The 24,959-nt window shown below is 47.5% G+C and carries 32 protein-coding genes and 2 riboswitches; of the genes, 19 read left to right on the forward strand and 13 right to left on the reverse strand.

Going from position 1 to position 24,959, the window contains the following annotated elements; all coding sequences use genetic code 11:
- The first annotated feature begins 14 nt into the window (after nucleotides 1-14).
- Nucleotides 15-908 carry an RluA family pseudouridine synthase gene (locus tag NYE36_RS05905; protein WP_094032346.1) on the forward strand — a complete coding sequence of 298 codons (894 nt, stop codon included), beginning with the start codon at nucleotides 15-17 and terminating at the stop codon, nucleotides 906-908.
- A gap of 33 nt (nucleotides 909-941) precedes the next feature.
- Here NYE36_RS05905 and prpE read toward each other — a convergent pair whose 3' ends face one another.
- Nucleotides 942-1,691: a bis(5'-nucleosyl)-tetraphosphatase PrpE gene (gene prpE, locus NYE36_RS05910; RefSeq protein WP_064115911.1), complete on the reverse strand. Its 750-nt coding sequence runs from the start codon at nucleotides 1,689-1,691 to the stop codon at nucleotides 942-944.
- 228 nt (nucleotides 1,692-1,919) lie between these two features.
- Here prpE and NYE36_RS05915 point away from each other — a divergent pair, with 228 nt between their 5' ends.
- From NYE36_RS05915 to NYE36_RS05960, 10 genes are all read left to right on the forward strand, one after another.
- Entirely contained in the window at nucleotides 1,920-3,764 is a 1,845-nt protein-coding gene (locus NYE36_RS05915) for a monovalent cation:proton antiporter family protein (protein ID WP_025284561.1), read from the forward strand.
- 53 nt (nucleotides 3,765-3,817) lie between these two features.
- Nucleotides 3,818-3,926, forward strand: a riboswitch (TPP riboswitch).
- Nucleotides 3,927-4,014: 88 nt separating this feature from the next.
- Nucleotides 4,015-4,722: a thiaminase II gene (gene tenA, locus NYE36_RS05920; RefSeq protein WP_015417218.1), complete on the forward strand. Its 708-nt coding sequence runs from the start codon at nucleotides 4,015-4,017 to the stop codon at nucleotides 4,720-4,722.
- Entirely contained in the window at nucleotides 4,700-5,317 is a 618-nt protein-coding gene (tenI, locus tag NYE36_RS05925; protein WP_122503865.1) for a thiazole tautomerase TenI, read from the forward strand. Before tenA ends, tenI begins: the two co-directional genes overlap by 23 nt.
- Nucleotides 5,301-6,410, forward strand: coding sequence for a glycine oxidase ThiO (thiO, locus tag NYE36_RS05930; RefSeq protein WP_061862072.1), 1,110 nt, complete (start codon nucleotides 5,301-5,303; stop codon nucleotides 6,408-6,410). The genes tenI and thiO overlap by 17 nt, the downstream gene beginning before the upstream one ends.
- On the forward strand, nucleotides 6,407-6,610 hold the full coding sequence (gene thiS / locus NYE36_RS05935; protein WP_039251972.1) for a sulfur carrier protein ThiS: 204 nt from the start codon (nucleotides 6,407-6,409) through the stop codon (nucleotides 6,608-6,610). Before thiO ends, thiS begins: the two co-directional genes overlap by 4 nt.
- On the forward strand, nucleotides 6,607-7,377 hold the full coding sequence (gene thiG, locus NYE36_RS05940) for a thiazole synthase (RefSeq protein ID WP_007610655.1): 771 nt from the start codon (nucleotides 6,607-6,609) through the stop codon (nucleotides 7,375-7,377). Before thiS ends, thiG begins: the two co-directional genes overlap by 4 nt.
- On the forward strand, nucleotides 7,374-8,384 hold the full coding sequence (gene thiF / locus NYE36_RS05945; RefSeq protein WP_039251967.1) for a thiazole biosynthesis adenylyltransferase ThiF: 1,011 nt from the start codon (nucleotides 7,374-7,376) through the stop codon (nucleotides 8,382-8,384). The genes thiG and thiF overlap by 4 nt, the downstream gene beginning before the upstream one ends.
- A 22-nt stretch (nucleotides 8,385-8,406) precedes the next feature.
- Entirely contained in the window at nucleotides 8,407-9,219 is an 813-nt protein-coding gene (gene thiD, locus NYE36_RS05950) for a bifunctional hydroxymethylpyrimidine kinase/phosphomethylpyrimidine kinase (RefSeq protein ID WP_015417222.1), read from the forward strand.
- Between the two features lie 130 nt (nucleotides 9,220-9,349).
- Entirely contained in the window at nucleotides 9,350-10,126 is a 777-nt protein-coding gene (fabI, locus tag NYE36_RS05955; RefSeq protein WP_003155001.1) for an enoyl-ACP reductase FabI, read from the forward strand.
- A gap of 97 nt (nucleotides 10,127-10,223) precedes the next feature.
- The gene (locus tag NYE36_RS05960) at nucleotides 10,224-10,811 is read left to right on the forward strand and encodes a CotO family spore coat protein (protein WP_094032349.1); all 588 of its coding nucleotides are present in this window, start codon (nucleotides 10,224-10,226) and stop codon (nucleotides 10,809-10,811) included.
- Between the two features lie 58 nt (nucleotides 10,812-10,869).
- Here the strand turns inward: NYE36_RS05960 and cotZ are convergent, their stop codons facing one another.
- From cotZ to NYE36_RS05985, 5 genes are all read right to left on the reverse strand, one after another.
- Nucleotides 10,870-11,313, reverse strand: a complete 444-nt coding sequence (gene cotZ / locus NYE36_RS05965) for a spore coat protein CotZ (protein ID WP_015417224.1) — start codon at nucleotides 11,311-11,313, stop codon at nucleotides 10,870-10,872.
- A 148-nt stretch (nucleotides 11,314-11,461) separates the two neighbouring features.
- Nucleotides 11,462-11,944 carry a spore coat protein CotY gene (gene cotY / locus NYE36_RS05970; protein ID WP_007409090.1) on the reverse strand — a complete coding sequence of 161 codons (483 nt, stop codon included), beginning with the start codon at nucleotides 11,942-11,944 and terminating at the stop codon, nucleotides 11,462-11,464.
- 150 nt (nucleotides 11,945-12,094) lie between these two features.
- Nucleotides 12,095-12,595 (reverse strand): spore coat protein, encoded by a 501-nt coding sequence (locus NYE36_RS05975; RefSeq protein WP_017417463.1) that lies wholly within the window; start codon nucleotides 12,593-12,595, stop codon nucleotides 12,095-12,097.
- 92 nt (nucleotides 12,596-12,687) lie between these two features.
- Nucleotides 12,688-13,002, reverse strand: a complete 315-nt coding sequence (locus NYE36_RS05980) for a hypothetical protein (protein WP_015239584.1) — start codon at nucleotides 13,000-13,002, stop codon at nucleotides 12,688-12,690.
- Between the two features lie 37 nt (nucleotides 13,003-13,039).
- A complete protein-coding gene (locus NYE36_RS05985; RefSeq protein ID WP_003154992.1) occupies nucleotides 13,040-13,426 on the reverse strand; it encodes a spore coat protein in 387 nt (128 codons plus the stop codon).
- A 170-nt stretch (nucleotides 13,427-13,596) separates the two neighbouring features.
- Between NYE36_RS05985 and NYE36_RS05990 the strand changes: the two genes are divergently transcribed.
- The 4 genes from NYE36_RS05990 to NYE36_RS06005 all read left to right on the forward strand — a co-directional run bounded on the left by NYE36_RS05990 (nucleotide 13,597) and on the right by NYE36_RS06005 (nucleotide 15,111).
- Nucleotides 13,597-13,953 carry a DUF1360 domain-containing protein gene (locus NYE36_RS05990; RefSeq protein WP_047936403.1) on the forward strand — a complete coding sequence of 119 codons (357 nt, stop codon included), beginning with the start codon at nucleotides 13,597-13,599 and terminating at the stop codon, nucleotides 13,951-13,953.
- 286 nt (nucleotides 13,954-14,239) lie between these two features.
- The gene (locus NYE36_RS05995; RefSeq protein WP_012117306.1) at nucleotides 14,240-14,437 is read left to right on the forward strand and encodes a hypothetical protein; all 198 of its coding nucleotides are present in this window, start codon (nucleotides 14,240-14,242) and stop codon (nucleotides 14,435-14,437) included.
- A gap of 91 nt (nucleotides 14,438-14,528) precedes the next feature.
- Nucleotides 14,529-14,690 (forward strand): YjcZ family sporulation protein, encoded by a 162-nt coding sequence (locus NYE36_RS06000; protein WP_007610678.1) that lies wholly within the window; start codon nucleotides 14,529-14,531, stop codon nucleotides 14,688-14,690.
- A 166-nt stretch (nucleotides 14,691-14,856) separates the two neighbouring features.
- The gene (locus NYE36_RS06005; RefSeq protein WP_003154986.1) at nucleotides 14,857-15,111 is read left to right on the forward strand and encodes a stage VI sporulation protein F; all 255 of its coding nucleotides are present in this window, start codon (nucleotides 14,857-14,859) and stop codon (nucleotides 15,109-15,111) included.
- Nucleotides 15,112-15,179: 68 nt separating this feature from the next.
- Here the strand turns inward: NYE36_RS06005 and NYE36_RS06010 are convergent, their stop codons facing one another.
- Nucleotides 15,180-17,465, reverse strand: coding sequence for an ATP-dependent helicase (locus tag NYE36_RS06010; RefSeq protein ID WP_094032351.1), 2,286 nt, complete (start codon nucleotides 17,463-17,465; stop codon nucleotides 15,180-15,182).
- 120 nt (nucleotides 17,466-17,585) lie between these two features.
- Here NYE36_RS06010 and NYE36_RS06015 point away from each other — a divergent pair, with 120 nt between their 5' ends.
- Together NYE36_RS06015 and bla are read left to right on the forward strand one after the other, a co-directional pair.
- Nucleotides 17,586-17,840, forward strand: coding sequence for a hypothetical protein (locus NYE36_RS06015; protein WP_020955647.1), 255 nt, complete (start codon nucleotides 17,586-17,588; stop codon nucleotides 17,838-17,840).
- Between the two features lie 68 nt (nucleotides 17,841-17,908).
- Complete coding sequence (bla, locus tag NYE36_RS06020) at nucleotides 17,909-18,658, forward strand: subclass B1 metallo-beta-lactamase (RefSeq protein ID WP_094032352.1); 750 nt, start codon at nucleotides 17,909-17,911, stop codon at nucleotides 18,656-18,658.
- A gap of 41 nt (nucleotides 18,659-18,699) precedes the next feature.
- On the opposite strand, the gene NYE36_RS06025 is transcribed toward bla, so the two are convergent.
- The 6 genes from NYE36_RS06025 to NYE36_RS06050 form a co-directional block, all read right to left on the reverse strand.
- Complete coding sequence (locus NYE36_RS06025) at nucleotides 18,700-19,422, reverse strand: ABC transporter permease (protein WP_032874488.1); 723 nt, start codon at nucleotides 19,420-19,422, stop codon at nucleotides 18,700-18,702.
- Nucleotides 19,415-20,152 carry an ABC transporter ATP-binding protein gene (locus NYE36_RS06030; RefSeq protein WP_007409079.1) on the reverse strand — a complete coding sequence of 246 codons (738 nt, stop codon included), beginning with the start codon at nucleotides 20,150-20,152 and terminating at the stop codon, nucleotides 19,415-19,417. The genes NYE36_RS06025 and NYE36_RS06030 overlap by 8 nt, the downstream gene beginning before the upstream one ends.
- A complete protein-coding gene (locus NYE36_RS06035; RefSeq protein WP_007409078.1) occupies nucleotides 20,153-20,386 on the reverse strand; it encodes an AbrB/MazE/SpoVT family DNA-binding domain-containing protein in 234 nt (77 codons plus the stop codon). It abuts the gene before it with no gap.
- 159 nt (nucleotides 20,387-20,545) lie between these two features.
- Nucleotides 20,546-20,977, reverse strand: coding sequence for a GNAT family N-acetyltransferase (locus NYE36_RS06040; protein ID WP_094032353.1), 432 nt, complete (start codon nucleotides 20,975-20,977; stop codon nucleotides 20,546-20,548).
- A gap of 4 nt (nucleotides 20,978-20,981) precedes the next feature.
- Entirely contained in the window at nucleotides 20,982-21,497 is a 516-nt protein-coding gene (locus tag NYE36_RS06045) for a YjcG family protein (protein ID WP_007409076.1), read from the reverse strand.
- 25 nt (nucleotides 21,498-21,522) lie between these two features.
- Nucleotides 21,523-22,245, reverse strand: coding sequence for an esterase family protein (locus NYE36_RS06050; RefSeq protein ID WP_007409075.1), 723 nt, complete (start codon nucleotides 22,243-22,245; stop codon nucleotides 21,523-21,525).
- Between the two features lie 174 nt (nucleotides 22,246-22,419).
- A riboswitch (SAM riboswitch) is annotated at nucleotides 22,420-22,545 on the forward strand.
- A 69-nt stretch (nucleotides 22,546-22,614) separates the two neighbouring features.
- Between NYE36_RS06050 and NYE36_RS06055 the strand changes: the two genes are divergently transcribed.
- Nucleotides 22,615-23,736: a methionine biosynthesis PLP-dependent protein gene (locus NYE36_RS06055; RefSeq protein WP_265450873.1), complete on the forward strand. Its 1,122-nt coding sequence runs from the start codon at nucleotides 22,615-22,617 to the stop codon at nucleotides 23,734-23,736.
- Complete coding sequence (gene metC, locus NYE36_RS06060; RefSeq protein ID WP_064115922.1) at nucleotides 23,729-24,904, forward strand: cystathionine beta-lyase; 1,176 nt, start codon at nucleotides 23,729-23,731, stop codon at nucleotides 24,902-24,904. The genes NYE36_RS06055 and metC overlap by 8 nt, the downstream gene beginning before the upstream one ends.
- Nucleotides 24,905-24,959: the final 55 nt, after the last annotated feature.

The following is a 24,959-nucleotide window of genomic DNA, read 5'->3' on the forward strand; positions in this document are numbered from 1 at the left end:
AAAGAGGAAACGGATTGGACAACTTTTTTATCCAAAAGAACATGACTGCCCGGGAAGCCGGCATGACGGTAAAAGAATATACGGCGCAGCTCGGCATTTCAAAGCGGCTTCTCGCTGACATTAAATTCGGCGGGGGAGACCTGCTTGTGAACGGAGAGCATGTAACCGTCCGCGCCGTGTTAGCGGAAGGAGACGTGCTTAAGATTGAATTTCCGAAGGAGCATGTGAGTGAAACGCTTTTGCCTGAGCCGGTTCCTATTGATATTCTTTATGAAGATGACCATGTGCTTGTGGTCAATAAACAGCCGTATGTCTCCTCAATTCCATCAAGAGAACACCCGTCGGAAAGCATCGCTAACGGAGTGATCAGCCACTACCGAAAAAGCGGCGTACAATCAACGGTTCATCTTGTCACCCGCCTTGACAGGGATACATCGGGGGCGATGCTGATCGCCAAACATCGGCTTTCCCATTCTCTTTTGTCGGCAGCGCAGAAAAAGGGGCTTGTCAGCAGGCGGTATCTCGCTGTCGTACACGGGATCATGCTGCAGAAGGAAGGAACGGTGGACGCGCCCATCGGAAGAAAACACGACAGTATTATTGAGCGGATGGTAACGCCGGAGGGACAACGAGCGGTGACGCATTTTCAAACGGAAAAAGCGGGACATGCGTTTACGCTTGCAGCCCTGCGGCTGGAAACGGGGCGGACGCATCAAATCCGGGTGCATATGAGCTACCTCGGCCACCCGTTAGTCGGTGATACACTGTACGGCGGAAAAAATGAGGGAATTGCCCGGCAGGCTCTTCACAGTGAGCGGCTTTCATTCGTACACCCCATGACCGGAAAAACGCTCGTTTTTCACGCTCCGGTGCCTGACGATATGAAAACATTAATTGAACACATGTAAAGCCCGAACCGTTTGCCGGTTTCGGGCTTTTTTTCATGCCTGCCTTCCGTGATCCTCGCGAAATCGTGAGGCATCATAGGGCATTGAGCTTTCCACAGAGACGGTTTCATGCTCCGGAAAGCGAAAGCCTGTCAGTTGATTGCCGAAGACGCATCCTGTATCAATGTTGATTGTACGGTTGACGATCCGTGGGCGTTTTACCGGGGTATGGCCGTAAACAATCCATGCCTTGCCTTCATAAGCGGCGGCCCAGTCTCTTCTGACGGGTCTGCCGTCGGGATGCGTTTCACCCGTGATATCGCCGTACAGAACAAATTCTTTTACCTTACGCGAGTATTTACCGATATCGTCAGCTTTTATGCCGGCGTGGGCGACAACGAGATCGCCATTATGTAAAATGTCATAAAGCGGCGCTGACTCATATAAGCGGATAAATTGTCTGGAGACTTCCGTTCTGTCGGCGGGAGACAGCTCTTTCAGTTCGGCTGCCGTCGTTTCCAGTCCGTGCATCACTTTTACGGGGTTTCCTTTTAAGTAACGGTACAGTTTGTTGCAATGATTTCCCGGGACATAACGGACGGCTCCTTTTTCATATGCTTTTGCCACAAAACGCATCACTTCTACGGATTTTGGGCCTCTGTCCGTTAAATCCCCTGCAAAGACAAGCGTCCTGCCTTCAGAGTGAACGGGCGTTCCGTCTTTCACTTCATATCCGAGCTTTTGCATTAACGCGATCATTTCGTCATAACATCCGTGTATATCGCTGATGATGTCGTAAGCCATTCGTGTCAGCCTCCTTATTAACGGTTTTTTATTTATTATGGGGCTAATTCCTATACCTAATTACGCTGTTTTTGCACAAATTAAAAAAAGAATTGAAGAAATAAAGCCTTATCACTTTTTTTTCGCGTTCAGCCTTGTTAGAATATGCGTTATGTTTTTAAAAAAAAGTAAGGTTTCGCCCGCTTAAAGCGGGCTTTTATAACCCTTGTTTTAAGGAGGTATTTACGAATGGAACACACATCAGTCGCATCTTTAGTCGTCGTTCTGATCGTCGCTTTTTTGACGCCGCTCCTTTTACATCGGTTTAAGCTCAGCATCCCCGTCGTCGTCGCGGAGATCATCATGGGGCTTATTATCGGAAAAAGCGGCCTGAATCTTGTCGTTCAGGGAGACACGTGGCTGGAGACGCTGTCTGTTCTCGGCTTTATCTTTTTAATGTTTTTAAGCGGCTTGGAAATTGATTTTTCTTCATTTGAGAAAGGGAAGAAAAAACAATTCCTTCCGAACGGCAAGGAAGCGCCCAACACGTTTTCTGCCGCACTGATTATCTTTTTCGGCATCTTTATTTTATCATTGCTGCTGTCCTATGCCTTTGTATTAGCCGGTTTTATTCAAAACGCATTTTTAATGACGCTTATTATTTCGACGATATCACTCGGTGTGGTGGTCCCGACTTTAAAGGAAGAACGGATTATGAACTCCAATATCGGCCAGATCATCCTGCTTGTCGCCGTTATCGCGGACTTGGCTACGATGATTCTGCTCGCTTTCTTCTCTTCTCTTTACGGAGAAGACAGCGGAAATATGTGGCTTCTGTTGATTCTCTTTGCCGCGGGGGTCGTGCTGTATTTCTTCGGCAGGATCTTTAAACACCGTTCATTTGTGCAGTCGATGTCTAAAGGCACCGTGCAGATCGGCACGAGAGCCATTTTCACACTGATTATCGTGCTTGTCGCTTTATCGGAATCTCTCGGGGCGGAAAATATTCTCGGCGCGTTTTTGGCAGGCGTTCTGGTATCGCTTCTGTCTCCGAATAAAGAAATGGTGGAACAGCTTGATTCCTTCGGCTACGGGTTTTTAATTCCGATCTTTTTCGTCATGGTCGGGGTGAAATTGGACATTTGGACGCTTTTCCAAGATCCGAAAACGTTAACGATGATTCCGCTGCTTCTGCTTGCGCTGTTTATCAGCAAAATGTTCCCGGTGTTTTATTTAAAGAAATGGTATGACAAAAGAACCGTGTTTGCTTCGGGCTTTTTGCTGACGTCCACGCTGTCGCTTGTTATCGCGGCGGCTACGATCGGAGAAAGGCTCCACATTATCAGCGCCAATATGTCCGGCGCGCTGACTTTAGTTGCGGTTATTGCCAGCATCATCACGCCGATCGGCTTTAAGAAATTATACAAACGGCAAAGTGCGCCGCAGGAAAAAAAGCGCATTACATTTATCGGCGCCAACCAGATGACGCTTCCGGTTACGCTGGAATTGCCCGATGAGGAATATGAAGTACGGGTCGTCCATGTGTATCAGGAAAATGCCGGGGAAACGCTTGCGGAATCCGTTTTTTCGGTTGACACGATTTCTGATTACGAGCCCGGAACGCTTGAGTCGCACGGTATTTTCAAAACGGATATTCTTGTCGTGGCGACGGGAAATGAAGATGTGAACGCTGAAATCGCCTTAATAGCGAAAGAGAAAGGGACTGAGCGTATCATCGCAAGCGTCGGCTCGGTTGAGCATGAAACAAAACTGAAAGAAGAGGGCATCAGTATTTTTTCTATCCTTCTGTCTACAAAGACGCTCTTGCGCGCATTAATTGAGGCGCCGGGCGTGATGAGCCTCCTGACGAATGAGGAGTCTTCGTTATATCAGATCAATCTGGAAAACCCGGCGTATAACGGCATCATTCTGCGAGAATTTCCGCTGATGGGCGATGTGATTTTCGTCCGGATTTTCAGAGGTGTGGACAGCATCGTTCCGCACGGAGACACGCGGCTGAAAACAGGAGACCGTCTCATCGTCACGGGCTCGCGCAACTACGTGTCGGAACTGAGAAAAATCCTTGAAGCTTGACCAAATTGCAATTCGTGATAATATAGAAGGCATAACAAATAAATCAATAATCGTATGACCACTAGGGGTGTCCTTCATAAGGGCTGAGATAAAAGTGAGACTTTTAGACCCTCATAACTTGAACAGGTTCAGACCTGCGTAGGGAAGTGGAGCGGTATTTTTTGGGGGTTCCTTTTATCCATTTAAATTCCAAACCACTTTTCCGATGCGGGAAGGTGGTTTTTTTTATTTTATCAGGGGGGAAGACATAATGACATTTTCTGAAGAATGCAGACAGGCGGCTGCCGAATGGTGGGACGGAAGTTTTGTTCATCCGTTTGTAACGGGAATCGGTGACGGAAGCCTGCCGATAGACCGTTTCAGCTATTACGTGCTGCAAGATTCCTACTATTTGACGCATTTTGCAAAAGTTCAGGCGTTCGGCGCCGCATATGCCGAAGACTTGTTTACGACGGGCAGGATGGCGGGCCACGCTCAAGGGACATATGAAGCGGAAATGGCGCTGCACCGCGAGTTTACGGAGCTTTTAGGGATTACGGAAGAAGAGCGTGCGGCATTTAAACCGGCACCGACCGCCTATTCTTATACGTCTCATATGTACAGATCGGTGATGAGCGGCAATTTTGGAGAAATATTAGCTGCGCTTCTGCCCTGTTATTGGCTATATTATGAAGTCGGCGAACACTTAAAGGAGTGCAAACCGGAGCATCCGATTTATGAAAAATGGATCGGTACATACGGCGGAGACTGGTTCAGACAGCAAGTCGAAGAACAGATCAGCCGTTTTGACGAGATTGCTGAAAACAGCACAGAGGACATCCGCGCGAAAATGAAAGAGAATTTTGTGATTTCAAGCTATTATGAATATCAATTTTGGGGAATGGCCTATCAAAAAGAAGGCTGGTCCGAGAAGGGCGGAAAAGAGGTGGAATCTTTTGGAGCTGCACGCGGTAACTGATAATCGCAAATCCGTTGCCGAGCTGGCCGAGGATATTCTTTCGATTCAGCGCGAAGTAAGCTTTATCCATATCCGTGAGCGGGATAAAACAGCGGGAGAAATCATGCAGCTTTTGTCCCTTTTGAAAAAGGGCGGTGCGGATAAGGACAAATTGATCATCAATGACAGGGCGGATATCGCGCTATTTGCCAATATACACCGTGTTCAGCTTCCGTCCCGCAGCTTTTCCGTAAAGCAGGTGCGAAGCAGATTTCCCCATCTTCATATCGGACGTTCGGTTCATTCGCTGAAAGAAGCCATCCAAGCTGAAAAGGAAGATGCGGATTATGTGGTGTTCGGCCATGTATTTGAAACCGAATGTAAACAAGGACTTGAAGCAAGAGGCATCAGCCTGCTTTCAGAGATCAAACGCACGCTTTCCATCCCCGTTATCGCAATCGGCGGAATGACACTGCAGACGATCGGACACACAAAGCAGGCGAAGCCGGACGGAATTGCCGTCATGTCAGGCATTTTCTCAGCTGAAAATCCTGAGGAGGCGGCAAAACGGTATGCACGCGCGGTAAGGGAGGCCGATTATGAAGAAGCACTATGATACGGCGGTGATCGGCGGCGGAATTATCGGGTGCGCCATTTCTTATGAGCTGGCGAAGACGCAGCAAAACGTTGTCTTGTTTGAAGCCGGAGAAGTCGGCCGAAAAACGACAAGCGCTGCCGCGGGAATGCTGGGCGCTCATGCGGAATGTGAAAACCGGGATGCGTTTTTTGATTTTGCCATGCACAGTCAAAGGCTGTATGAAGCGGCGGGGCAAGAGCTTGAGGAAGCTTGCGGCATTGACATCAGGCGCCATAACGGCGGAATGCTTAAACTGGCGTATACCGAAGAAGATATCGCCCGTCTGCGGAAGATGGATGATCTACCTTCCGTCACCTGGCTTTCAGCGGAAGATGCCCTTGAAAAAGAGCCTTACGCTTCAAAAGACATTCTAGGCGCAAGTTTTATAAAAGACGATGTCCATGTCGAACCGTACTATGTTTGCAAAGCGTATGCAAAAGGGGCGCGGCGCTATGGCGCTGACATATATGAGCATACACAAGTCACCTCCGTAAAACGAGTGAACGGAGAATATTGCATCACAACGTCCGGCGGGGATGTCTATGCTGACAAAGTCGCAGTTGCAAGCGGTGTATGGAGCGGCCGGTTTTTCAGCCAGCTCGGCTTGGGACAGCCTTTTTTTCCTGTAAAAGGAGAATGCCTTTCCGTGTGGAATGACGATACCCCGCTGACCAAAACCCTTTACCATGATCATTGTTATGTCGTCCCGAGAAAAAGCGGCCGGCTTGTCATCGGCGCCACGATGAAACAGGGCGACTGGAGCGATACGCCTGACATCGGAGGAATTGAGGCCGTCATTGCAAAAGCGAAAACCATGCTTCCCGCCATCGAACATATGAAAATAGACCGGTTTTGGGCGGGACTCAGGCCGGGAACAAGAGATGGAAAGCCGTTTATCGGGCGGCATCCTGAAGACAGCGGGATCATATTCGCCGCCGGCCATTTTCGGAACGGCATCCTGTTGGCGCCGGCAACTGCTGAAATGGTGCGGGATATGATCCTGGAAAGACAGATTAAACAGGAATGGGAAGAAGCGTTTCGAATTGATCGCAAGGAGGCTGTTCATATATGATCCTTCAGCTGAACGGAAAACAAATTGATTGGAATCAAAATGAGGGGACGGTTCAGGATTTGCTTGAATCGTACCAGCTTGATCAAAGAATCGTAGTTGTGGAGAGAAATAAAGAAATCATTGAAAAAAAGAATTATGAAAAGACGAGTTTGTGTGACCGCGATGTCATAGAAATTGTCCATTTTGTAGGAGGCGGATGAGGATGTTAACAATAGGCGGAAAACAGTTTCAGTCAAGATTGCTGTTAGGAACGGGAAAATATCCGAGTTTTGAGATTCAGAAAGAGGCGGTGGCCGTCTCGGAATCAGATATTTTAACCTTTGCGGTGCGGAGGATGAACATCTTTGAAGAGTCTCAGCCTAACTTTCTCGAACAGCTTGATTTGTCTAAATACACGCTTCTGCCGAATACGGCCGGCGCCGCAACGGCTGAAGAGGCGGTCCGAATCGCAAGGCTTGCCAAAGCTTCAGGGCTTTGTGACATGATAAAAGTAGAAGTCATCGGATGCAGCCGGTCACTTTTGCCTGATCCGGTTGAAACGCTGAAAGCATCAGAACAGCTGCTCGAAGAGGGATTTATCGTGCTTCCGTATACGTCAGATGATGTCGTGCTCGCAAGACGTCTTGAGGAGCTCGGGGTGCATGCCATTATGCCGGGCGCTTCGCCGATCGGTTCCGGTCAGGGAATTTTAAATCCGCTGAATCTTTCCTTTATCATTGAACAGGCGAAGGTGCCGGTCATTGTCGATGCCGGCGTCGGATCTTCAAAAGACGCCGCCTACGCGATGGAGCTCGGGGCAGACGGCGTGCTGTTAAATACCGCTGTGTCAGGCGCTGATGATCCGGTCAAGATGGCCCGGGCGATGAAGCTTGCCGTAGAAGCGGGCCGCCTTTCTTATGAAGCCGGGAGAATTCCGGTGAAAGATTACGGAACTGCAAGCAGTCCGCGAGACGGTCTTCCGGTATGACGGAGAGATATTCCAGACAGGAGCTGTTTCAGCCGATCGGTCCCTCCGGCCAAGAGAAGCTCCGGTCGTCTCATGCCGTGATTATCGGCGCGGGTGCGCTTGGGACGGCAAGTGCGGAGATGCTTGTCAGAGCAGGGGTCGGGAAGATAACGATCGCTGACAGAGATTATGTGGAGTGGAGTAATCTCCAGCGCCAGCAGCTTTATACCGAAGACGATGTCAGACAGGAAATGCCGAAAGCCGCGGCGGCTGAAAAACGGCTTCGATCTATAAATAGTGATGTAGAGGTCGAGGGATTTGTCATGGATGTCACTGCGGAAAACGCACCCGGATTGATTCGTGATGCCTCCCTCATCGTGGATGCCGCCGACAACTTTGAAACGAGGCTGATTGTGAATGATGCGGCTGTACAGAAAGGGATTCCCTTTCTGTACGGCGCCTGTGTCGGCAGCTACGGGCTCTCTTTTACCGTCATTCCCGGTGTCACGCCGTGCCTTCACTGTCTGCTTGAAACATTGCCTTTAGGCGGTATGACATGCGATACGGCGGGAATCATCAGCCCGGCTGTATTGCAGACGGCCGTTTTTCAGGCAGCAGATGCGCTGAAGCTGTTAACGGGCGGATCTATCGAGCATGTTCTCCGTTCCTTTGATTTATGGAAAAATGAACGGTCAGAAATAAACGTCGCCCGTCTTAAGTCGGCTGATTGCCCAAGCTGCGGCACAAACGATTTTCCGTTTTTATCCTATGAAAATCAGACAAAAGCGGCGGTTCTGTGCGGGCGGAACACGGTGCAGATCAGAACGGGGATCTCCGAGCAGGTTGATCTGCAAAAACTTGCGGGACAGCTCAGACGGACAGGGCTTGATGTTTCAGCCAACCCGTATTTAATTTCGTTTTGCACAGACAATTTCAAGATGGTACTGTTTCGTGACGGCAGAGCATTAATACACGGCACAAGTGATATCAGCAGAGCGAAATCCTTTTATCATAAATGGATCGGATAATGCGAAAGGAGAGAAAAACATCATGAGCATATGCAAAGCATTGACGATTGCCGGATCAGATTCAGGAGGCGGCGCCGGTATACAGGCGGATCTCAAAACCTTTCAGGAGCTCGGCGTTTTCGGGATGTCAGCCATTACAGCGGTAACCGCCCAGAACACTTTGGGTGTTCACGGCATTTATCCGCTCACCCGGGAAGCGCTGGGCAGCCAGATTGACGCGGTGGCGGAAGATTTGCGGCCTGACGCTGTAAAAACGGGAATGCTGTGGAGCGCGGAAATGATTGCGGAAATTGCGGAAAAAACGGATCAGTACGGGCTTGATCATGTCATCACCGACCCCGTCATGATTGCCAAAGGAGGTGCTTCCCTGCTGCGTGAGGAATCTCAGGCCGCGTTAAAAGAGCTGTTAATTCCGCGCAGCTATGCGGTGACGCCGAATGTTCCGGAAGCTGAGGTATTGACGGGAATGGAAATCCGCACGTTTGAGGACCGGAAAAAAGCGGCCGAACGCCTTTGCAAGCTTGGTGCAAAGCATGTCATCATAAAAGGCGGACACCAGCCTGAACAGGGGAGGATCGTTGATTTATTATTTGACGGTTCGTCTTTTACCCAAATCAGCCACGCTTATATTGACACCAAACACACCCACGGAACAGGCTGCACGTTCGCAGCCGCGCTGACGGCGGAAACGGCAAAGGGGAAAAACATTCAGACCGCGTTTGAGACAGCCGTCAATTTTGTGCGGGAAGCCGTGGAACATACGCTTGGCATTGGAGAGGGACACGGCCCGACCAATCATTTTGCCTTTAAAAGGAACAGTCTGCAGACGAGATAAAAAAGAGACCGCTTCAACATCCGCGGTCTTTTTCCCATGCTTTCAATCTGGACAAGGTTATGATATGATAAAAATTAAGATCAGGTACTAAAACTATGTCTTTAAGACGATTACAGGAGGCTTTATACATATGAATTTCTCACTTGAAGGCCGCAACATCGTTGTGATGGGCGTTGCCAATAAACGCAGTATCGCATGGGGAATCGCCCGTTCGCTGCATGAAGCCGGAGCGCGCCTCATTTTCACTTACGCGGGAGAGCGCTTGGAAAAATCAGTTCATGACCTTGCGGCTACATTAGAAAGAAATGATTCCATCATCCTTCCGTGTGATGTGACAAATGACGCTGAGATCGAAACTTGCTTTGCGAGCATTAAAGAGCAGGTCGGCGTGATTCACGGCATCGCGCACTGCATCGCGTTCGCAAACAAAGAAGAGCTTGTCGGCGAATATTTAAATACGAACCGCGAAGGATTCCTGCTTGCGCATAACATCAGTTCTTACTCTCTGACAGCGGTCGCAAAAGCGGCGCGTCCGATTATGACTGAAGGCGGAAGCATCGTTACACTCACTTACCTCGGCGGAGAGCGCGTCGTTTCAAACTATAACGTAATGGGTGTGGCAAAAGCGTCTCTTGATGCGAGCGTCAGATATTTAGCCGCTGACTTAGGAAAAGAAAACATCCGCGTCAACAGCATTTCAGCAGGACCGATCCGTACGCTGTCTGCAAAAGGAATCAGTGATTTCAACTCTATCCTGAAAGAAATTGAAGAGCGCGCGCCGCTGCGCCGCACGACAACACCTGAAGAAGTGGGCGACACGGCTGCATTCTTGTTCAGTGACCTGTCAAGAGGCATCACGGGCGAAAATCTTCACGTTGATTCAGGATTCCATATTACCGCACGTTAAATAACAAGCAGTCCCTTTCAGGGATTGCTTTTTTCTTTCTTCTGATTTTAATCATTCCGTCATATAAATAAAACATGACAGAATCGGAGGGATGAAGATGTCAAAACAAAACAGAAACGCGGAAAAAAAACCGCTCATGTATATTGTTCAGGCGGATTATTCAGACACGCAATCATCAATGCAGGACATATTAATCAAAAAAAGGAAAGCGCCTCAGCTGCCGGAAGAAGAGCCGATGCATGGAAAGCGGGAGGAAGAATGTCAAACTCAGCCTGAAGGAGCAGTGGCTGTCGAACCAGAAAAGCAAGTACCTGAACAGCACAGCCGCGCAGAAGAAGCCGTTCAAGAAGTTCCGGCGCAAGCGGAGCAGGACACTGCCAAGCCCGACGCCGCTAAAAAAGAGCCTGAAGCGGTTCACAATGCCGCCCCAGAGGAAAAGGTTCCGCCAAAGCGCGTGAAAAAGCCGATGAGCAGAATGTCCATTCTTGAAAAAATTGATTTCTTAACGAAGCTGCCGCATAATATGCCGCGGACCCTTTGTCTGATAGAAGCCAACGGGAAAACCTACAGAGGCGTAATCGTCGGCAGAAAAAATAATGCGATCTTCCTGCGGACGACAAGCAACGGAGCGCCGGCAGAACTCGCAATAGACGATATTACCTCGCTGCATCCGCTTGGATTTTAACCATACAAAAAGCTGCCTGAATTCTTTCATCCGGCAGCTTATTTTTATGCTTTTTGATTTAAGAATGTGTGCGGTTGATCAGTCTCGGGTTCAGGCAATTGATGGCGCAGAAGCTATGGAGATCGACTTCAACGCAATAGTTCGTTTTTTCTAAACGGAATACATCGCAGAGAGAGTCTTTATCTGTAAAATCAAGAATGTGCTTATGCTCGTCAAAAGCAATAAGCAGGCTTAATGTGGCACAGCCGTCACAGACCCTTTCAACTCTGAAAAAAACGGTATTAAAGCACGGACCGTTATCCAGCTCGCCGACGTTTCCGAATGCGGTGAACGGTTTCGATTTTGAGGTGAAGATGGCGAACGGCACTGTATCGCCTAATGTATAAGCCGGAGATAAAAGTTTAGAATAACAGCCTGTCGGGCAATCTTCTTCAACCGCATTTTGCAGGTCTTCAATATTTTCTACCGCTTCACGCACACAGTATGTTGTATGCTTGCTCATAATATCCCTCCTGACTTCACGTTTTAAATGGTACCGGTTTAAACGATATCGGAGAGTCAGCCGCCCGGAAGTCCGGGCGGGCTGATGATTGCATCTGTAATAGAAGGTTGGAAGGGGATTCTTCTTTAGGAAAGATGCGAATCAATGACTATCCGTGATGCTTTTTCTCTTTGTGCGGCGCAGGCCGGTTAACAAGCTCGGGTGAAAGGCACTGAATGGCGCTGAAGCAGCTCAGATCAACTTCAATGCAAAATTCTGTTTTTTCTAAACCGAAGAAATCAGGATCACAAGGATGGCAGACGCTGAGGGTGTCGCCGTGCACATCTACGGGGCGCAATACTGAAAGCGTTGCGCAGCAATCGCATAGTCTTTCTACACGAAAGAAAATGGACTCAAAGCACTGGCTGTCATCCGCAAATCCTCCGACGTTCCCGAATGTGGAGAACAATCCGCCTTTTTTATCAAATACGAGAAACGGAATGGTGTCTTTACCTGCAATCGTCGGGCTCAAAAGATTCGTATAGCATCCAGTCGGGCATTGTTCTTCAACAGCCTCTTGTTCTGCTAAAATCTTCTCGACTGCATCGCATACACAACTTTCATCTCGGCCATGGTGTTTTCCGCAGCTCATGGATTTCAGCTCCTTCTTTTAGGGTATTTGACTTTTGTCTTTAACAACATATGTACGCGAGCCTCACTTGGTGTGGGTGAACGTCTATATATTCATCATATGCGGAGAAAATAAGAAAAAGCAGAGCATTTTTAGCTCTGCTTTTTCTTTTTAGAGGACAAGGGTGATGACTAAGACAGCAATCAGTAAATTTGTCGCTGTTGAGATCAATACTGCGATATCGGCATCTACTGTTGTCACGTTTACGCCGCGGGAGTTTTCGATGAGCAGTTTTTGACGGTTGATTTGTTTGTTAGCTGTTAGCTGCAATAAGTCTTGTGCGACCAATTCAGCGATGACTCCGTCAGCGATTGAAGTGAGAGTGGCCGTTACGACTGCTGCATTAATCGCTGTCATGACTGAAGCGACTGCTTGAACGTCTGTTGACGTTACGTTGATATCACAAGAGTCTCTGATAATAATCGCTTCTTCAGAAACTTGTTTGTTGATATTCGCTTGAGCAAGGTCTTGGTCAAGGAAGGCATTATCTTCGCCGAATCCGTTTCCGTTACAGCAAACACTGCATCTTCTGCCTTCTTTTTCTTCTTTTTCTTCTCGCGGATGTTCGCATTCAGGATCAAGTGCAACCCAAGAGTATGGTCTGCTTTCCATATCTATTCCTCCTTTTCTTTTACTAATATTAAATGAGCCGGCCCCTTACTTTGACTCAGGCATCTATCCTGATAAAAATCACTATTTTTTAGTTATTGACCGGGATTTTGGCGTCTTTGCCGGAGCTGTTCGATTAATTGTTCTCTGCGGGTTTGCGGATTGGTCTGCTGATCTTGCGCTTTTTCCTGCTCTTTTTTCTGTTTCTGGCTTTCAAGAAAAGCTTCTGTTTTTGCCTGCATGTCTTTGACTAATGCGATCAGCATTTCTTTTTCTTCATCAGGTATTTCCCGCATTTTATCTTTTGTCACGCCGTGTTTTTTGAAGACATTGCTGACAAGCACCTTTAAAAGCGGATCCACTTCTGGTAGATTTTCGAGTTCTTTTTTTAATTTTTCGTTATCTGCCATTTGTTCTCACCTCTATTTAAATATTTGAAAAGAAAGGTTAAAGGATGTCTAGTTCAGCAAAAAGTATATTTAATAATTGAAACAAAATTTGTACAAAGGCCATAATATCGTCTGCAGTCAGTGTGATTTTAATATTGCGGCTGTTCAGGACTTGAATGACGGTCCTCTTTTTTATTTGGCAATCATCCAGGATCAGCAGTTCGGTTGCTATTTGGTCGGCTGTGTCTTCATCTGCGATCGCGAGCTGTGTCGCAAGGATAATCGCCGTAGTAACTGAGGCTTGTATAGAAAGAGCGGCCGTTATATGTGTTGTATCTATTGTGACATTTTCGCAATCAATCACTTCGATCGTCTGCTCGAATTCGTTGGATAATTGTTCGTATATTTGCGGTTGCAGTGTTTCGACTTTTTCTTCAAACGACATAACCTTCACTCCTTTCTCATTCATACTTTATATAATGCAAATGAAACGCCGAGCGGAATAAGAAAAACAACTAAACCGCACCTATTTTTTTACCGGACAAGGTGCGATTCATGAAGATCAGGGTTTTCGCATATGTATAAAGAGGTCAAGTTTTGAAAAGGAGTGAACAGGTGGTTATCAATTGGCTTTCATTTATTCTGTTATCGTTTGCCGTTTTCCGGCTGGCCAGGCTTTTCGTATTTGACACCATTATGGCGCCGCTTCGGAGCCTTTTTCACGAGGAAAAAACAGAAACCGCACCCGACGGCACGACAGAAACCTACATTGTCATAAAAGGGAAAGGCATCAGGGCATTTATCGGTGAACTTCTCAGCTGCTACTGGTGTACGGGCGTGTGGTGTGCCGCCTTTCTAATTGCGGCGCAGATTGTGATACCCGGGGCCGCACAATGGCTGATTTTGCTGTTAGCCATAGCCGGCGCGGCCGGAATCATTGAAGCTGCGGTTTCCCGTCTTCTGCAGGAATAAGGCGGTTCCACCAGCAACTTACCGTCACTTTCGGCATAAACTGGCATATATGACATAAGGAAAGGAAGGATCACCATGAATCAATCAAGCAAACCTTCCCAACATTCTCCATACAAATCAACTGTGCATCAGCCTTACGAAAAAAAAATTAAGAAAAAAGGCTGCGGCTGCGGCCAAAAGAAAAAACCGAAATAGCCGTTTTCTAAAAAACCGGAGCTTCCGGTTTTTTTGTTTTTTGCCGAACGCCGGCCTCTGTTCGGCATAGATCATAGGAGGAGGGGATGTTATGAATATATTTGAATCATTCATAAACGGTAAATACCGCCGGCACAATCAAAACCAGCGGGAGCATGACAAATATATCTTATCTATTGAAAAGCAGCTGTCTGAGTTTGATGAAGCGGGATCGCGCTTTGAGGAATGGATAGATGTGTTTGCCGCCGAAACAGAAGCAAAACTGAAGAAAAATGAGCATTCTCACTAAAATGAACGAAATCCGCACCGGCCCTATGCATTTATCCAAGCCAAACAAGTCGGCTCACATAGAGTATAGAGAGTAAAGGAGGTGCTTAGATATGGGATTCGGATATGGCGGATTCGGCGGCGGCTACGGCGGTTATGGCGGCTGCGGCGGATACGGCGGCGGCTATGTCGGAGGCGGATACGGCTCAACATTTGTTCTTGTTGTCGTATTGTTCATCCTTCTGATCATTGTCGGTGCATCCTTTTTTGGCTAAACCTTAGCAAGACCTTGGATAAGCGCGGGACCGATCAGTCCCGTGCTTCCCTGATGTATGAAGGAGTATAGAGACGGGGCACTCGGAATTTTTTCCTTGTCTTACGGGCACATGTTCCGCTCTTTATTCATACAATATCGTATTACTCCACAAAAGGAGGCACACCATGGATAATCAATTTTTCAAAAATATTGAGAAGAAAACAGGCGTCAGCATGAAGGATGTCATGAACCTTGCAGGATCATTGCAAAATGCCAATTTCAAAGATGAAAACACGGTGAGAGGCGTCATTCAGAAGGTGTCCCAGCTGGCTAACAAGCGTGTTCCGAAAGAATTGGAAGATAAAATCGTTCAATCTATTACAAGCGGTAAAGAGAAACTTGATTTTGGCACCATTTCTAAAATGCTGAACAATAAATAGGCGTCAGCCGGCCTTGCTAAAAAGGCCTTTTTATGTGAGAAGAACCCGGCAGTGATCTGCCGGGTTCTTTATATCCTGAGTGCGCTCCGTCTGTCCGTCCGAAGAAGGGGCTCGAGAAATCTTGAGCTGCGCGCTGTTTTTCCCCGCCTGTACGCGGGACAAGATACATATAAATGCTGCATGGCCCTTGTCATTGCGACATACAGAAGCCGTCTTTCTTCTTCGAGCGGAGCGGGATCGCCCTGTCTCGCCGTCTCAAGCGCGAAGTCATGGGGGATAGAGCCGTCAGCCGCGCCTAAAATATAGACCGTATTGAATTCAAGACCTTTAGAGCGGTGAATGGTCAGCAGTTCGACGCCGTTTTCATCGGTTTTCAGATTCTCAGCGGCGCGCATATGATCGACATGCGCAAGAAAATCGGGAATGGTTTTGAATTTTTTGGCGGCCACTTTGACATCCCTGAGATCATCAGAGCCTTTTTCCAGTTTGTTTCCCTCATTGCCCCGTTTTTTTAAATACTCGGAAAAACCCATTTTGCTTTCTGCAAAGGTGATGGCTTCAACCGGCTTCATTGTCCGGATGCTTGCGAAAAACGGAACGATCTGCTTGATCTTCCCTATTTGAAAAGGCTTCAGATCAGGCAGTTTCGTCAGTGCCTTAATCATCGTGCAATCTTCCGTGATTGACAGCGCCTTTAACGTTTGCAGGGCGGATTGCTTTAAAAATAAGGCGGGCAGCAGGTCTTTCACCGCATCCGGATCATCTTCATTCTGACTCGCATATAAGTAGGCGAGGATCTGGCGCACGATTCTGCGGCTGTAGAACGTCTGCACGCCCCTGTCGGCATGGTAAGGAATCGATGATTGGTGCAGTCTTTCATAAATGGCCCGTCCGGCGCTGTTTGTCCGGTAAAGCACGGCAAAATCGTCAGGGCTCGCCCCGTTTTGAATCTTCTCTTTCATATCCGAAACGATCATGGTCGCTTCTTCTTCTTCATCGTAAGGATAAAATATCACGGGATTGTGAACGCCGTCTTTGACGGCAGAAAGTGTTTTTTCATACCGTTTTTTATTTTTCTTTACGACGGCATGAGCGCTTGAGACGATCGGATGCGGCGATCGGTAATTTGCCGTTAAGTAAATGGTCTTTGCTCCCGGATAATCCTTTTGAAAATCAAGAATGAAAGACGGGCTGCTGCCGCGGAACGCATAAATGGATTGGTCGTCATCACCCACGCAGCACAGGTTATTCCCTGGGCTTGCGATCATTTGCATAATGTTGTACTGGACAGGATTGATATCTTGAAATTCATCAATCAAAATATGAGAAAATCTGTTTTGGTACTGCGCGAGAATATCAGGCCGGCTTTGAAACAGTTCATAACAGCCTTGGGCCATGTCATCAAAATCAAATTGCCGTTTTTCCCGCTTCTGCCGTTCGTAATGTTCGTAGAGCCTGTACACTTTTTTCTCCCAGTCGTCCGCAAGCGGAATGGTCTCATGGGGGAGATACGTGTTTTTCCAGCAGCCGATAAGCTGAAGCGCCTGGTCGACGGGAAACTCTTTTTCATCCAAATGTTCTTCATAGAGCGCCTTTTTCACATATTGCTCTTTTTGCCACTCCATTTTTAAAAGCTGGCTGCCGTTCCATTTTGAAGAATCATAGTGATAGAGTATTTTATAGAAAAAGCTGTGGAATGTTCCTGTCACGAGACGGGAGACTTTTCCGGCTGCCAGACCGTACTCATTTGCCATCCGCTCTTTCATTTCGGCGACGGCTTTTGTCGTAAAGGTCACAAGCAGCATATTCTCAGGTGAAATGCCGAGGTGTTCAATCATATGGGCGGCGCGTGCTGTCAGCACCCTTGTTTTTCCGCTTCCCGCTCCGGCAAGCACTAATAAAGGCCCGTCCGTTTCAGTAACTGCCTTCATCTGTTCACGGTTCAGGCCGATGCCGGGGAACAAAGATGTATCAGCCGCCTCGGATGTTGGTGAAAACGGTTCGGTCGCAGGCACTTTTTTCGGGCTTTTCCATTCTGAGACGATCGGTTTCGGATTCTCTGAAATCGCTTTTCCTTTCGGCAGGCGGAACATGCCGGCTTCCTTATACTCTTCTGTTTCTTTCTCCGCTAGTGGTTCCTTGGCCGCGCATGCTTTTTCACAGGCGGTGAAGTCTCCCTTTTGCCGGTGATAAAATGCCGGCTGCTCTAAAATCGAAAGCCGCATCAAGACGGGCTGGTCACAATGTGCGCAAAAAATATTCCCTTTTTGGGCTTCTTCAAAAAGGAATTGGTAATGTTCTCTTGAATATGTATGTAAATGTATCGTTCGGTTATTCAGTCGGGCGCATTTCAAAAAGGGGTCCTCCCATTAAAAGGTGTTCATCCATTTGATAGACAAAGAATATCATAACAAAAGAACCGCGTTTCAAAAAGTAAGATTAAGGGAAATAAAAAGCGAAGGGGAGGGGTACATATGATTTATGCAGGACGGATTCAAAACCAGCAGTATTCTCAATACGCAAACCGGGCAGCGGGTTATAAGCCTGATTACGCCGGCATTACGAAAGCGGCCGCCCTCGCCAATGACAGGGTGTACAGAGAGGTGGAGCGCCGCCAGGAAAACACCGCAGCCGCAGAAAAGAAAGTACATGAGGAAAAACGTAAGCGCTCTCTTTCCCGTCTGCCGCAAATCATGGGAAAAGGCCGGTTAATAAATCAATACGTGTGAAAAAGCCCGGATATATCCGGGTTTTTTTGAGTCGTATATATGAAAGATGCGGAAAGGAATGATTCAATTTGAGAAAGCTTTCATTATTAATTGCGGGGTTATTTCTTTTCGGCCTCTTTACTCCCGGAATGAAACCGGCAGACGCGGCGGAGGGCTCCGCAGCAAAAGGTGTCACTCTCACACAGCTGGCGCCGCATGTCTGGATGCATACAAGCATCGGTACGGCAGACGGAAGTCCCGTCCCTGCGAACGGATTGCTTCTTGAGACTTCCAAAGGAATCGTACTGATTGATACTCCGTGGAATGACAGTCTCACAGAGCAATTAATGACACAAATAAAAAAGCGGTTTCCCGGCAAAAGGATGACCGATGCCATTGTGACACACGCCCATGATGATCGTATCGGCGGTCTGAACACCCTGTACAAATACGGTGTAAAGGTGCACAGCACGAAGCTGACCGCCGACTTCGCCCGACAGCAGGGATATGACCGGCCGCTCGGAGATCTGAAAAACGTGACAAAGCTGCAGTTTGGCGATATGAAAATTGAAACGTTTTATCCGGGAAAAGGGCATACGGAAGACAATATGACCGTCTGGCTGCCTGAGGATAAGCTCTTATTCGGCGGTTGCTTAATCAAGGCTTTAGAAACAAAGGAAATCGTGCCTACTCCCGGCTTTTATCCGGATCAGTGGCCGCGCGCCGTCCGCAAAGTCATGAAAAGATATCAGGACATCAGCATTGTCGTTCCGGGGCATGGCAGTCCGGGGGATGACCGTCTGCTGCCGCATACGATAAGCCTTCTGAAAGAAACGTAATAAAGAAGACCGGCGCTCCCATTACGGAGTGCCGGCTTTTTTTATCTCTTCCTGATTTTCATAAAACTGAGGAAAGCAAGTGCAAGCGCCAAAACGGTATATCCCGCTATCGGCCAAATATGCTGATGAAAGGAAGAATAATCTCCGGATATGACTTCCTGGGCCAGCTCGATCGAGTGAATAAACGGTAAGGCATAAGCGATATGTTTGAATGTGTCACCGAGCAGGCTCACCTCCATCCAAGCCCCGCCCAGAAATTGCACGAGTGTAATATAAATCGTTCCGATACCTGAAATTTGTTTGTCCGTAAACACAGCCCCTAAACATAAACCGAAGAAAACGGACATCATCGCAATCGGCAGCAAGACAGCGATACCTGCGAGAAGATTCATCCACTCGGCGGATAAACCGGCAGCAGCAGCTGCGATAAAACAAATGACGATTTGTAAAATGGCTAACGGCAGCATCGGCATTGCATAACCGATAACATAATCGGCTGTTTTTAAAGGGGAAGCAAACAAACGGGTCAAAAGGGCGGTCTGTTTGTCTTTTGCGATCAGCAATGCAGAGAACATCGTAAGGAAAGCGAAACCGAAAACAATGAGTCCGGGTGCTAAATGCTGAATTTTAAAGGTATCAAGCGGCGCATTTTTTTCAATCGCCGTAAACAGAAACAATAGAATAACAGGCAGTGCGATTCCAAGGATAATAGACAGGGGGTCACGAAAAATTTCTTTGCGGTTGCGAATGGCGAAATCAAGCATAAAGACCCGCCTCCCCGTCACAAATCGCTAAAAAGGCATCTTCAAATGTAGCTGAATGAGTTTGCTTTTTCAGAGCCTCCGCCGTACCCAGTGCTTTTAAAGTCCCATTTTCTAAAATGCAAATACGATCTGCCAGGGCTTCAGCCTCTTCTAAATAGTGTGTCGTTAAAATAATCGTCATGTCACCCTTTAATGCCTCAAGATTTTTCCACAACTCGCGGCGTGAACGGACGTCAAGCCCTAATGTCGGCTCATCTAAGAAATAAATATCCGGCTTGGTGATCATTCCCATTGCGATGCTGAGGCGGCGCTGCATTCCTCCTGATAATGTTTTGGTTTTTGCTCTTTCTTTCTCTTTTAATTGAAACAATTCGAGCATCTCATCTGTTCTTTTTTTTGCTTCTTTTTTCGGAATTCCGTAGACTCCGGCTATAAACTCTAAGTTTTCCCGTACGGTTAGATGAGGAGCGATGGCTGTTTCCTGCGGGGACATATTCAATTTCGGTTTTATTTTATCCAAATCAGTCAAAATACTGTGTCCAAGCACTGATGCATCACCGTCATCCGGAGAAAGGAGTCCGCAAAGCATACTGATTAATGTCGTTTTTCCGGCTCCGTTCTCACCGAGTAAAGCGAAAAATTCCCCTTTCTCAACTGAGAACTCAAGACGGTCAACGGCGGCGGTTTCTTTATAATGTTTCGTTAATTGCTTCAGCTCAATCGCGTGCATTTACTCATCCTCGCTATCTTCATCGATTTGCTTAGCGTTTAAAATATCTTTTGCAAACTCGAAAAAGAGTTCTTGTTTAACAAGTGCGATACCTTGCTGGTCATCCCCGAGCATAAGCAGTGAATCCCCCGGATTTATATCGAAAACATCTCTTGCTTCTTTAGGAATGACAATCTGTCCTTTTGTGCCCACTTTAACAGTCCCGAATATGTGTTTTCCTTTTGGTGCCGTCATGTTTATCCCTCCGAAATATGAATTGTATTTTTTGTATGAATTGTAATACTTCGTATACTAAACATACATTAACTTTCCATAAAATGCAATAAAATTCATGTAATAGTATTATTTTCATAAAAAAAGCACTCCTGCCATATAACAGGAGTGCTTTTGATTTTATCGTTTGTGTTCCTTTATCATTTCCAGATGGGGGATGCCCGCATCGAGAAATTCTTCGCCGGATGTGACGCGGTATCCTTGTTTTTCGTAAAACGGAACGGCCTGCGTCTGCGCATGTAAGATAAAGCTGTCGGCGCCCTTGGCTGCCGCCGCTTTTTCAAGCGCCTGCATAATGATGGCTCCGACGCCTAAAGAACGATGGCTTTTCATCACGCAGATGCGCTCTAATTTTCCATGCCCGTTTTTCAAGCGCCATCTGCCGGCTCCGACCGGCTGGCCGCCGTCATATATGACTATATGCTCTGACGTGTCTTCGAATTGATCAATCTCTTCTTCTTCCGGAACGTGCTGTTCTTTAACAAAGACCTCTTTTCTGACGAAAAAAGAGTCGTTTAGCTGTTTTTCAGTTTTTGCGATGATGGATTCCAAGCAGTTATTCTCCTCCGCCTAATAAAAATGTTTCGTACACAGTCCATGAGCCGTTATCCAGCTGATAGAGCAAGTGAAAACGGTCGATGACTTCTTCGTGGGAAATGTCCAGCATTTTCAGCTGTCCGAGTACGTCGGAATGTTCATCTGACGACAGCTTCTGGCCGACCGTGACATGCGGAACGAAGCTGTATTCCGGCTCGCCGGATAATGCTCCTGAGTAGCATTTCTCACTCAGAGATTTTAATTCCTCCGTCGGCTCTGCTTTCATATATATCACATTATTCACAGGAGAAAACGAGCTGTATTTTGTGATTTTCAGAACGAGCGGATGCGACTCTTTCGCCGTCTGTCTCAGCTGTGATACGACCTGCTCGATTTCCTGTTCTGTCGCTTCAAACGGATCTCTTAGCGTCAGGTGCGGAGGAATGAGCGCGTAGCTCGGGTCGTAGCGTTTCCGGTACGAATTTGCGAGATCCTGTAATTTTTTTGATGGAAATAAAACAATACCGTATTTCATGAAAGTTCCCTCCTTAAATGAATGGTTACAGCATTTTTTTCAGCGCCGGCGTGATGAGCGGCTGCCAGTAGGTCCATTTATGATCCCCGTCGAAGGTTTCATACGTGTATTCAGACTGTTTGCTTTCCAGCAGCTGTTTGAGCTCTTCGTTCGGCGCGGTGAAATCAAGAACCTGGCCGTCTGTCGTGTGAACGCCGGTTTCTTTTTCTCCGATTTGATGATAAACGGAAATCTGTTTGAGATCCTCCGACTGCCGGACGGCATCCAGCACGTGCCCGTCAACATACGGAGACTGCATGATGACGTTTCCAAACATGTTCGGATAGTCAATCGCCGTCATAAGCGAAACGGTTCCGCCGAGGGAATCCCCGATCATGGTGCGGCCGTATCCGACTTGATAAGTCGGGTATTCTTTGTCGATAAAAGGAACGAGCTCATTTGCGATGAACCGCTTATATGAGGCGAATTTAGAGCCTTCTGGATGGTATGTGTTTCTTCGCTCCCGCACATTTTTATAAGGGACACCGATAATGATGCAGCGGTCAATTTCCCCTTTTGACATAAGCTCTTCCGCCTGCCGCCCGATTCTCCCTAATCTGAAATAATCATGGCCGTCCTGAGCGATGACCGTATGATATTTATACAGAGGGGAGAAGGTGGCGGGCAGGTAGACCAAAACGGTCATTTCCTCTTCAAGCTCATGGGAGAAAAGTTTTTTCTCATGAATGATTCCGTTTTTTGATGCCACTTCGCATTCCTCCAGGCCGCTTCTTGTCTTGATGGTTTTTTCCTATTGTACCATGAATTATTAGAAATTTCTTTCTTCAGATGCACTTCTTGCGAGAGTTCAGATAAATAAAAAGTTATTGAAATTCATTTTATAGTGCGTTAATATAGAACAATCAGAAAATACAAAACAATATTCTTATCACGAGAGGTGGAGGGACTGGCCCTTTGAAACCTCAGCAACCGGTTTGCTTTGCCGCGGGAAGGCAAAGTGCCAAGGTGCTAAATCCAGCAAGCGATTCACATGCTTGGAAGATAAGAGGAAGAGAAAAGCTCCTTCTTCTTATGAAGAGGGGGCTTTTTTATTTTTGAAAAAGGATGGTGCTTACTGATGACGCAGCATGTTGATACAAAATTAGCCCAAATCGGAAATAGAAGCGAAGAAGCAACGGGAACGGTCAGTCCGCCGATTTATCTGTCCACCGCTTACCGACATAGAGGAATTGGAGAATCTACAGGCTTTGATTATGTGCGTACGAAAAACCCGACACGCCAGCTCGTTGAAGACGCTATCGCCGTGTTGGAAAACGGTGCGAGAGGCTTTGCTTTCAGCTCGGGAATGGCAGCCATTCAAACGATTATGGCTTTATTTAAAAGCGGAGATGAATTGATTGTATCCTCCGATTTATACGGAGGCACATACCGTTTGTTTGAAAATGAATGGAGAAAATACGGGTTAAGCTTTATTTACGATGATTTCAGCGATGAAGACTGTTTACGCTCCAAATTAACGGAAAACACGAAAGCGGTATTTGTTGAAACGCCTACAAACCCGTTAATGCAGGAGGCGGACATTGAAAAAATCGCCCGGATTACGAAAGAAGCCGGCCTGCTCTTGATTGTCGATAATACGTTTTATACCCCGGTCATCCAGCGCCCGCTTGAACTGGGAGCCGATATCGTCATTCACAGTGCCACAAAATATTTAGGCGGGCACAATGATCTCCTTGCCGGTCTTATTGTCGTAAAGGATGAAGAGCTCGGCGACATCATGTTTAATCACCAAAATGCGATCGGGGCCGTTCTTCCGCCGTTTGATTCGTGGCTTTTAATGAGAGGGATGAAAACACTCGGGCTCAGAATGCGGCGTCATGAAGAAAACGCCCGTGAACTTGCAGAATTTTTAGAACAGGAAGAAGAAATCGCCGACGTGTTATATCCCGGAAAAGGCGGAATGCTGTCTTTCCGGCTGCAAAAAGAGGAATGGGTCAATCCATTTTTAAAGGCGCTGAAAACGATCTGTTTCGCAGAAAGTCTCGGCGGGGTGGAAAGCTTTATTACATACCCCGCGACACAGACGCACATGGACATTCCGGAAGATATCCGTATCGCAAACGGCGTCTGCAACCGCCTGCTGAGATTTTCAGTGGGAATTGAACATGCAGAAGATTTGAAGCGGGATGTAAAGCAGGCATTACAGCAAGTAAAAGAGGGGGCCGTGTCGTATGAGTAATCAAAATTGGACGCTGGAAACCCAGCTCGTGCACAATCCATTTAAAACTGACGGAGCTACAGGAGCCGTCAGCGTGCCGATTCAGCATGCTTCCACATTTCATCAGTCTTCCTTTGAAGAATTCGGAACATATGATTACAGCCGCTCCGGCACACCGACAAGAACAGCGCTTGAAGAAACGATCGCAGGTCTTGAAGGCGGAACGAGAGGCTTTGCTTTCAGCTCCGGAATGGCGGCGATTTCGACGGCGTTTCTGCTCTTATCCCAAGGCGACCATGTTCTCGTCACGGAGGATGTGTACGGCGGAACATTCCGCATGGTGACAGAAGTGCTGTCCCGTTTCGGAATCGAACACACTTTTGTCGATATGACGGACACAGAAGCGGTTGCCCGGGCCATCCGGCCGAATACGAAAGCCATCTATATGGAAACACCGTCAAACCCGACGCTCGGCATCACGGACATTAAAGCCGTCGTCGAGCTGGCAAAAGAACACGGCTGTCTGACATACCTTGACAACACTTTCATGACGCCTGCACTGCAGCGGCCGCTTGATTTCGGCGTAGATATCGTGCTTCACAGCGCGACGAAATTTTTAAGCGGCCACAGCGATGTGCTGTCAGGCCTTGCCGCCGTCAAGGATGAAGAGCTCGGCAATCAGCTGTATAAGCTGCAAAACTCGTTTGGAGCGGTGCTCGGCGTTCAGGACTGCTGGCTCGTATTGAGAGGCTTAAAAACATTGCAGGTCAGACTAGAAAAAGCGAGCAGGACAGCTGAGCGGCTGGCTGCCTATTTTGACGGACATCCCGCCATCAAAAACGTTTACTATCCCGGCCTTGCCGGACATCCGGGAGCCGATACCCATAAACGGCAAGCGAGCGGAGCGGGCGCCGTCCTGTCCTTTGAATTGGAAAGCAAAGAAGCCGTCAAAAAGCTGGTCGAAAACGTATCGCTTCCGGTATTTGCCGTCAGCCTTGGCGCCGTCGAATCCATTCTCTCATACCCTGCAGCCATGTCGCATGCCGCCATGCCGAAAGCAGAGAGGGAGAAACGCGGCATCACAGACGGCCTTCTGCGCCTGAGCGTCGGAGTCGAAAACGCCGAAGATTTAGAGCGGGACTTCGAACAGGCATTGAAAAAAATAACCCCTGCCCAAGTGAGATCATAAACGAAAAGGGCGCCGTCAATTTTGCGACGCGCCCTTTTTTTATTTTAGATAAAAA

Source organism: Bacillus sp. FSL R5-0593 (assembly GCF_038603755.1).
GTDB classification, from domain to species: Bacteria; Bacillota; Bacilli; order Bacillales; family Bacillaceae; genus Bacillus; species Bacillus velezensis.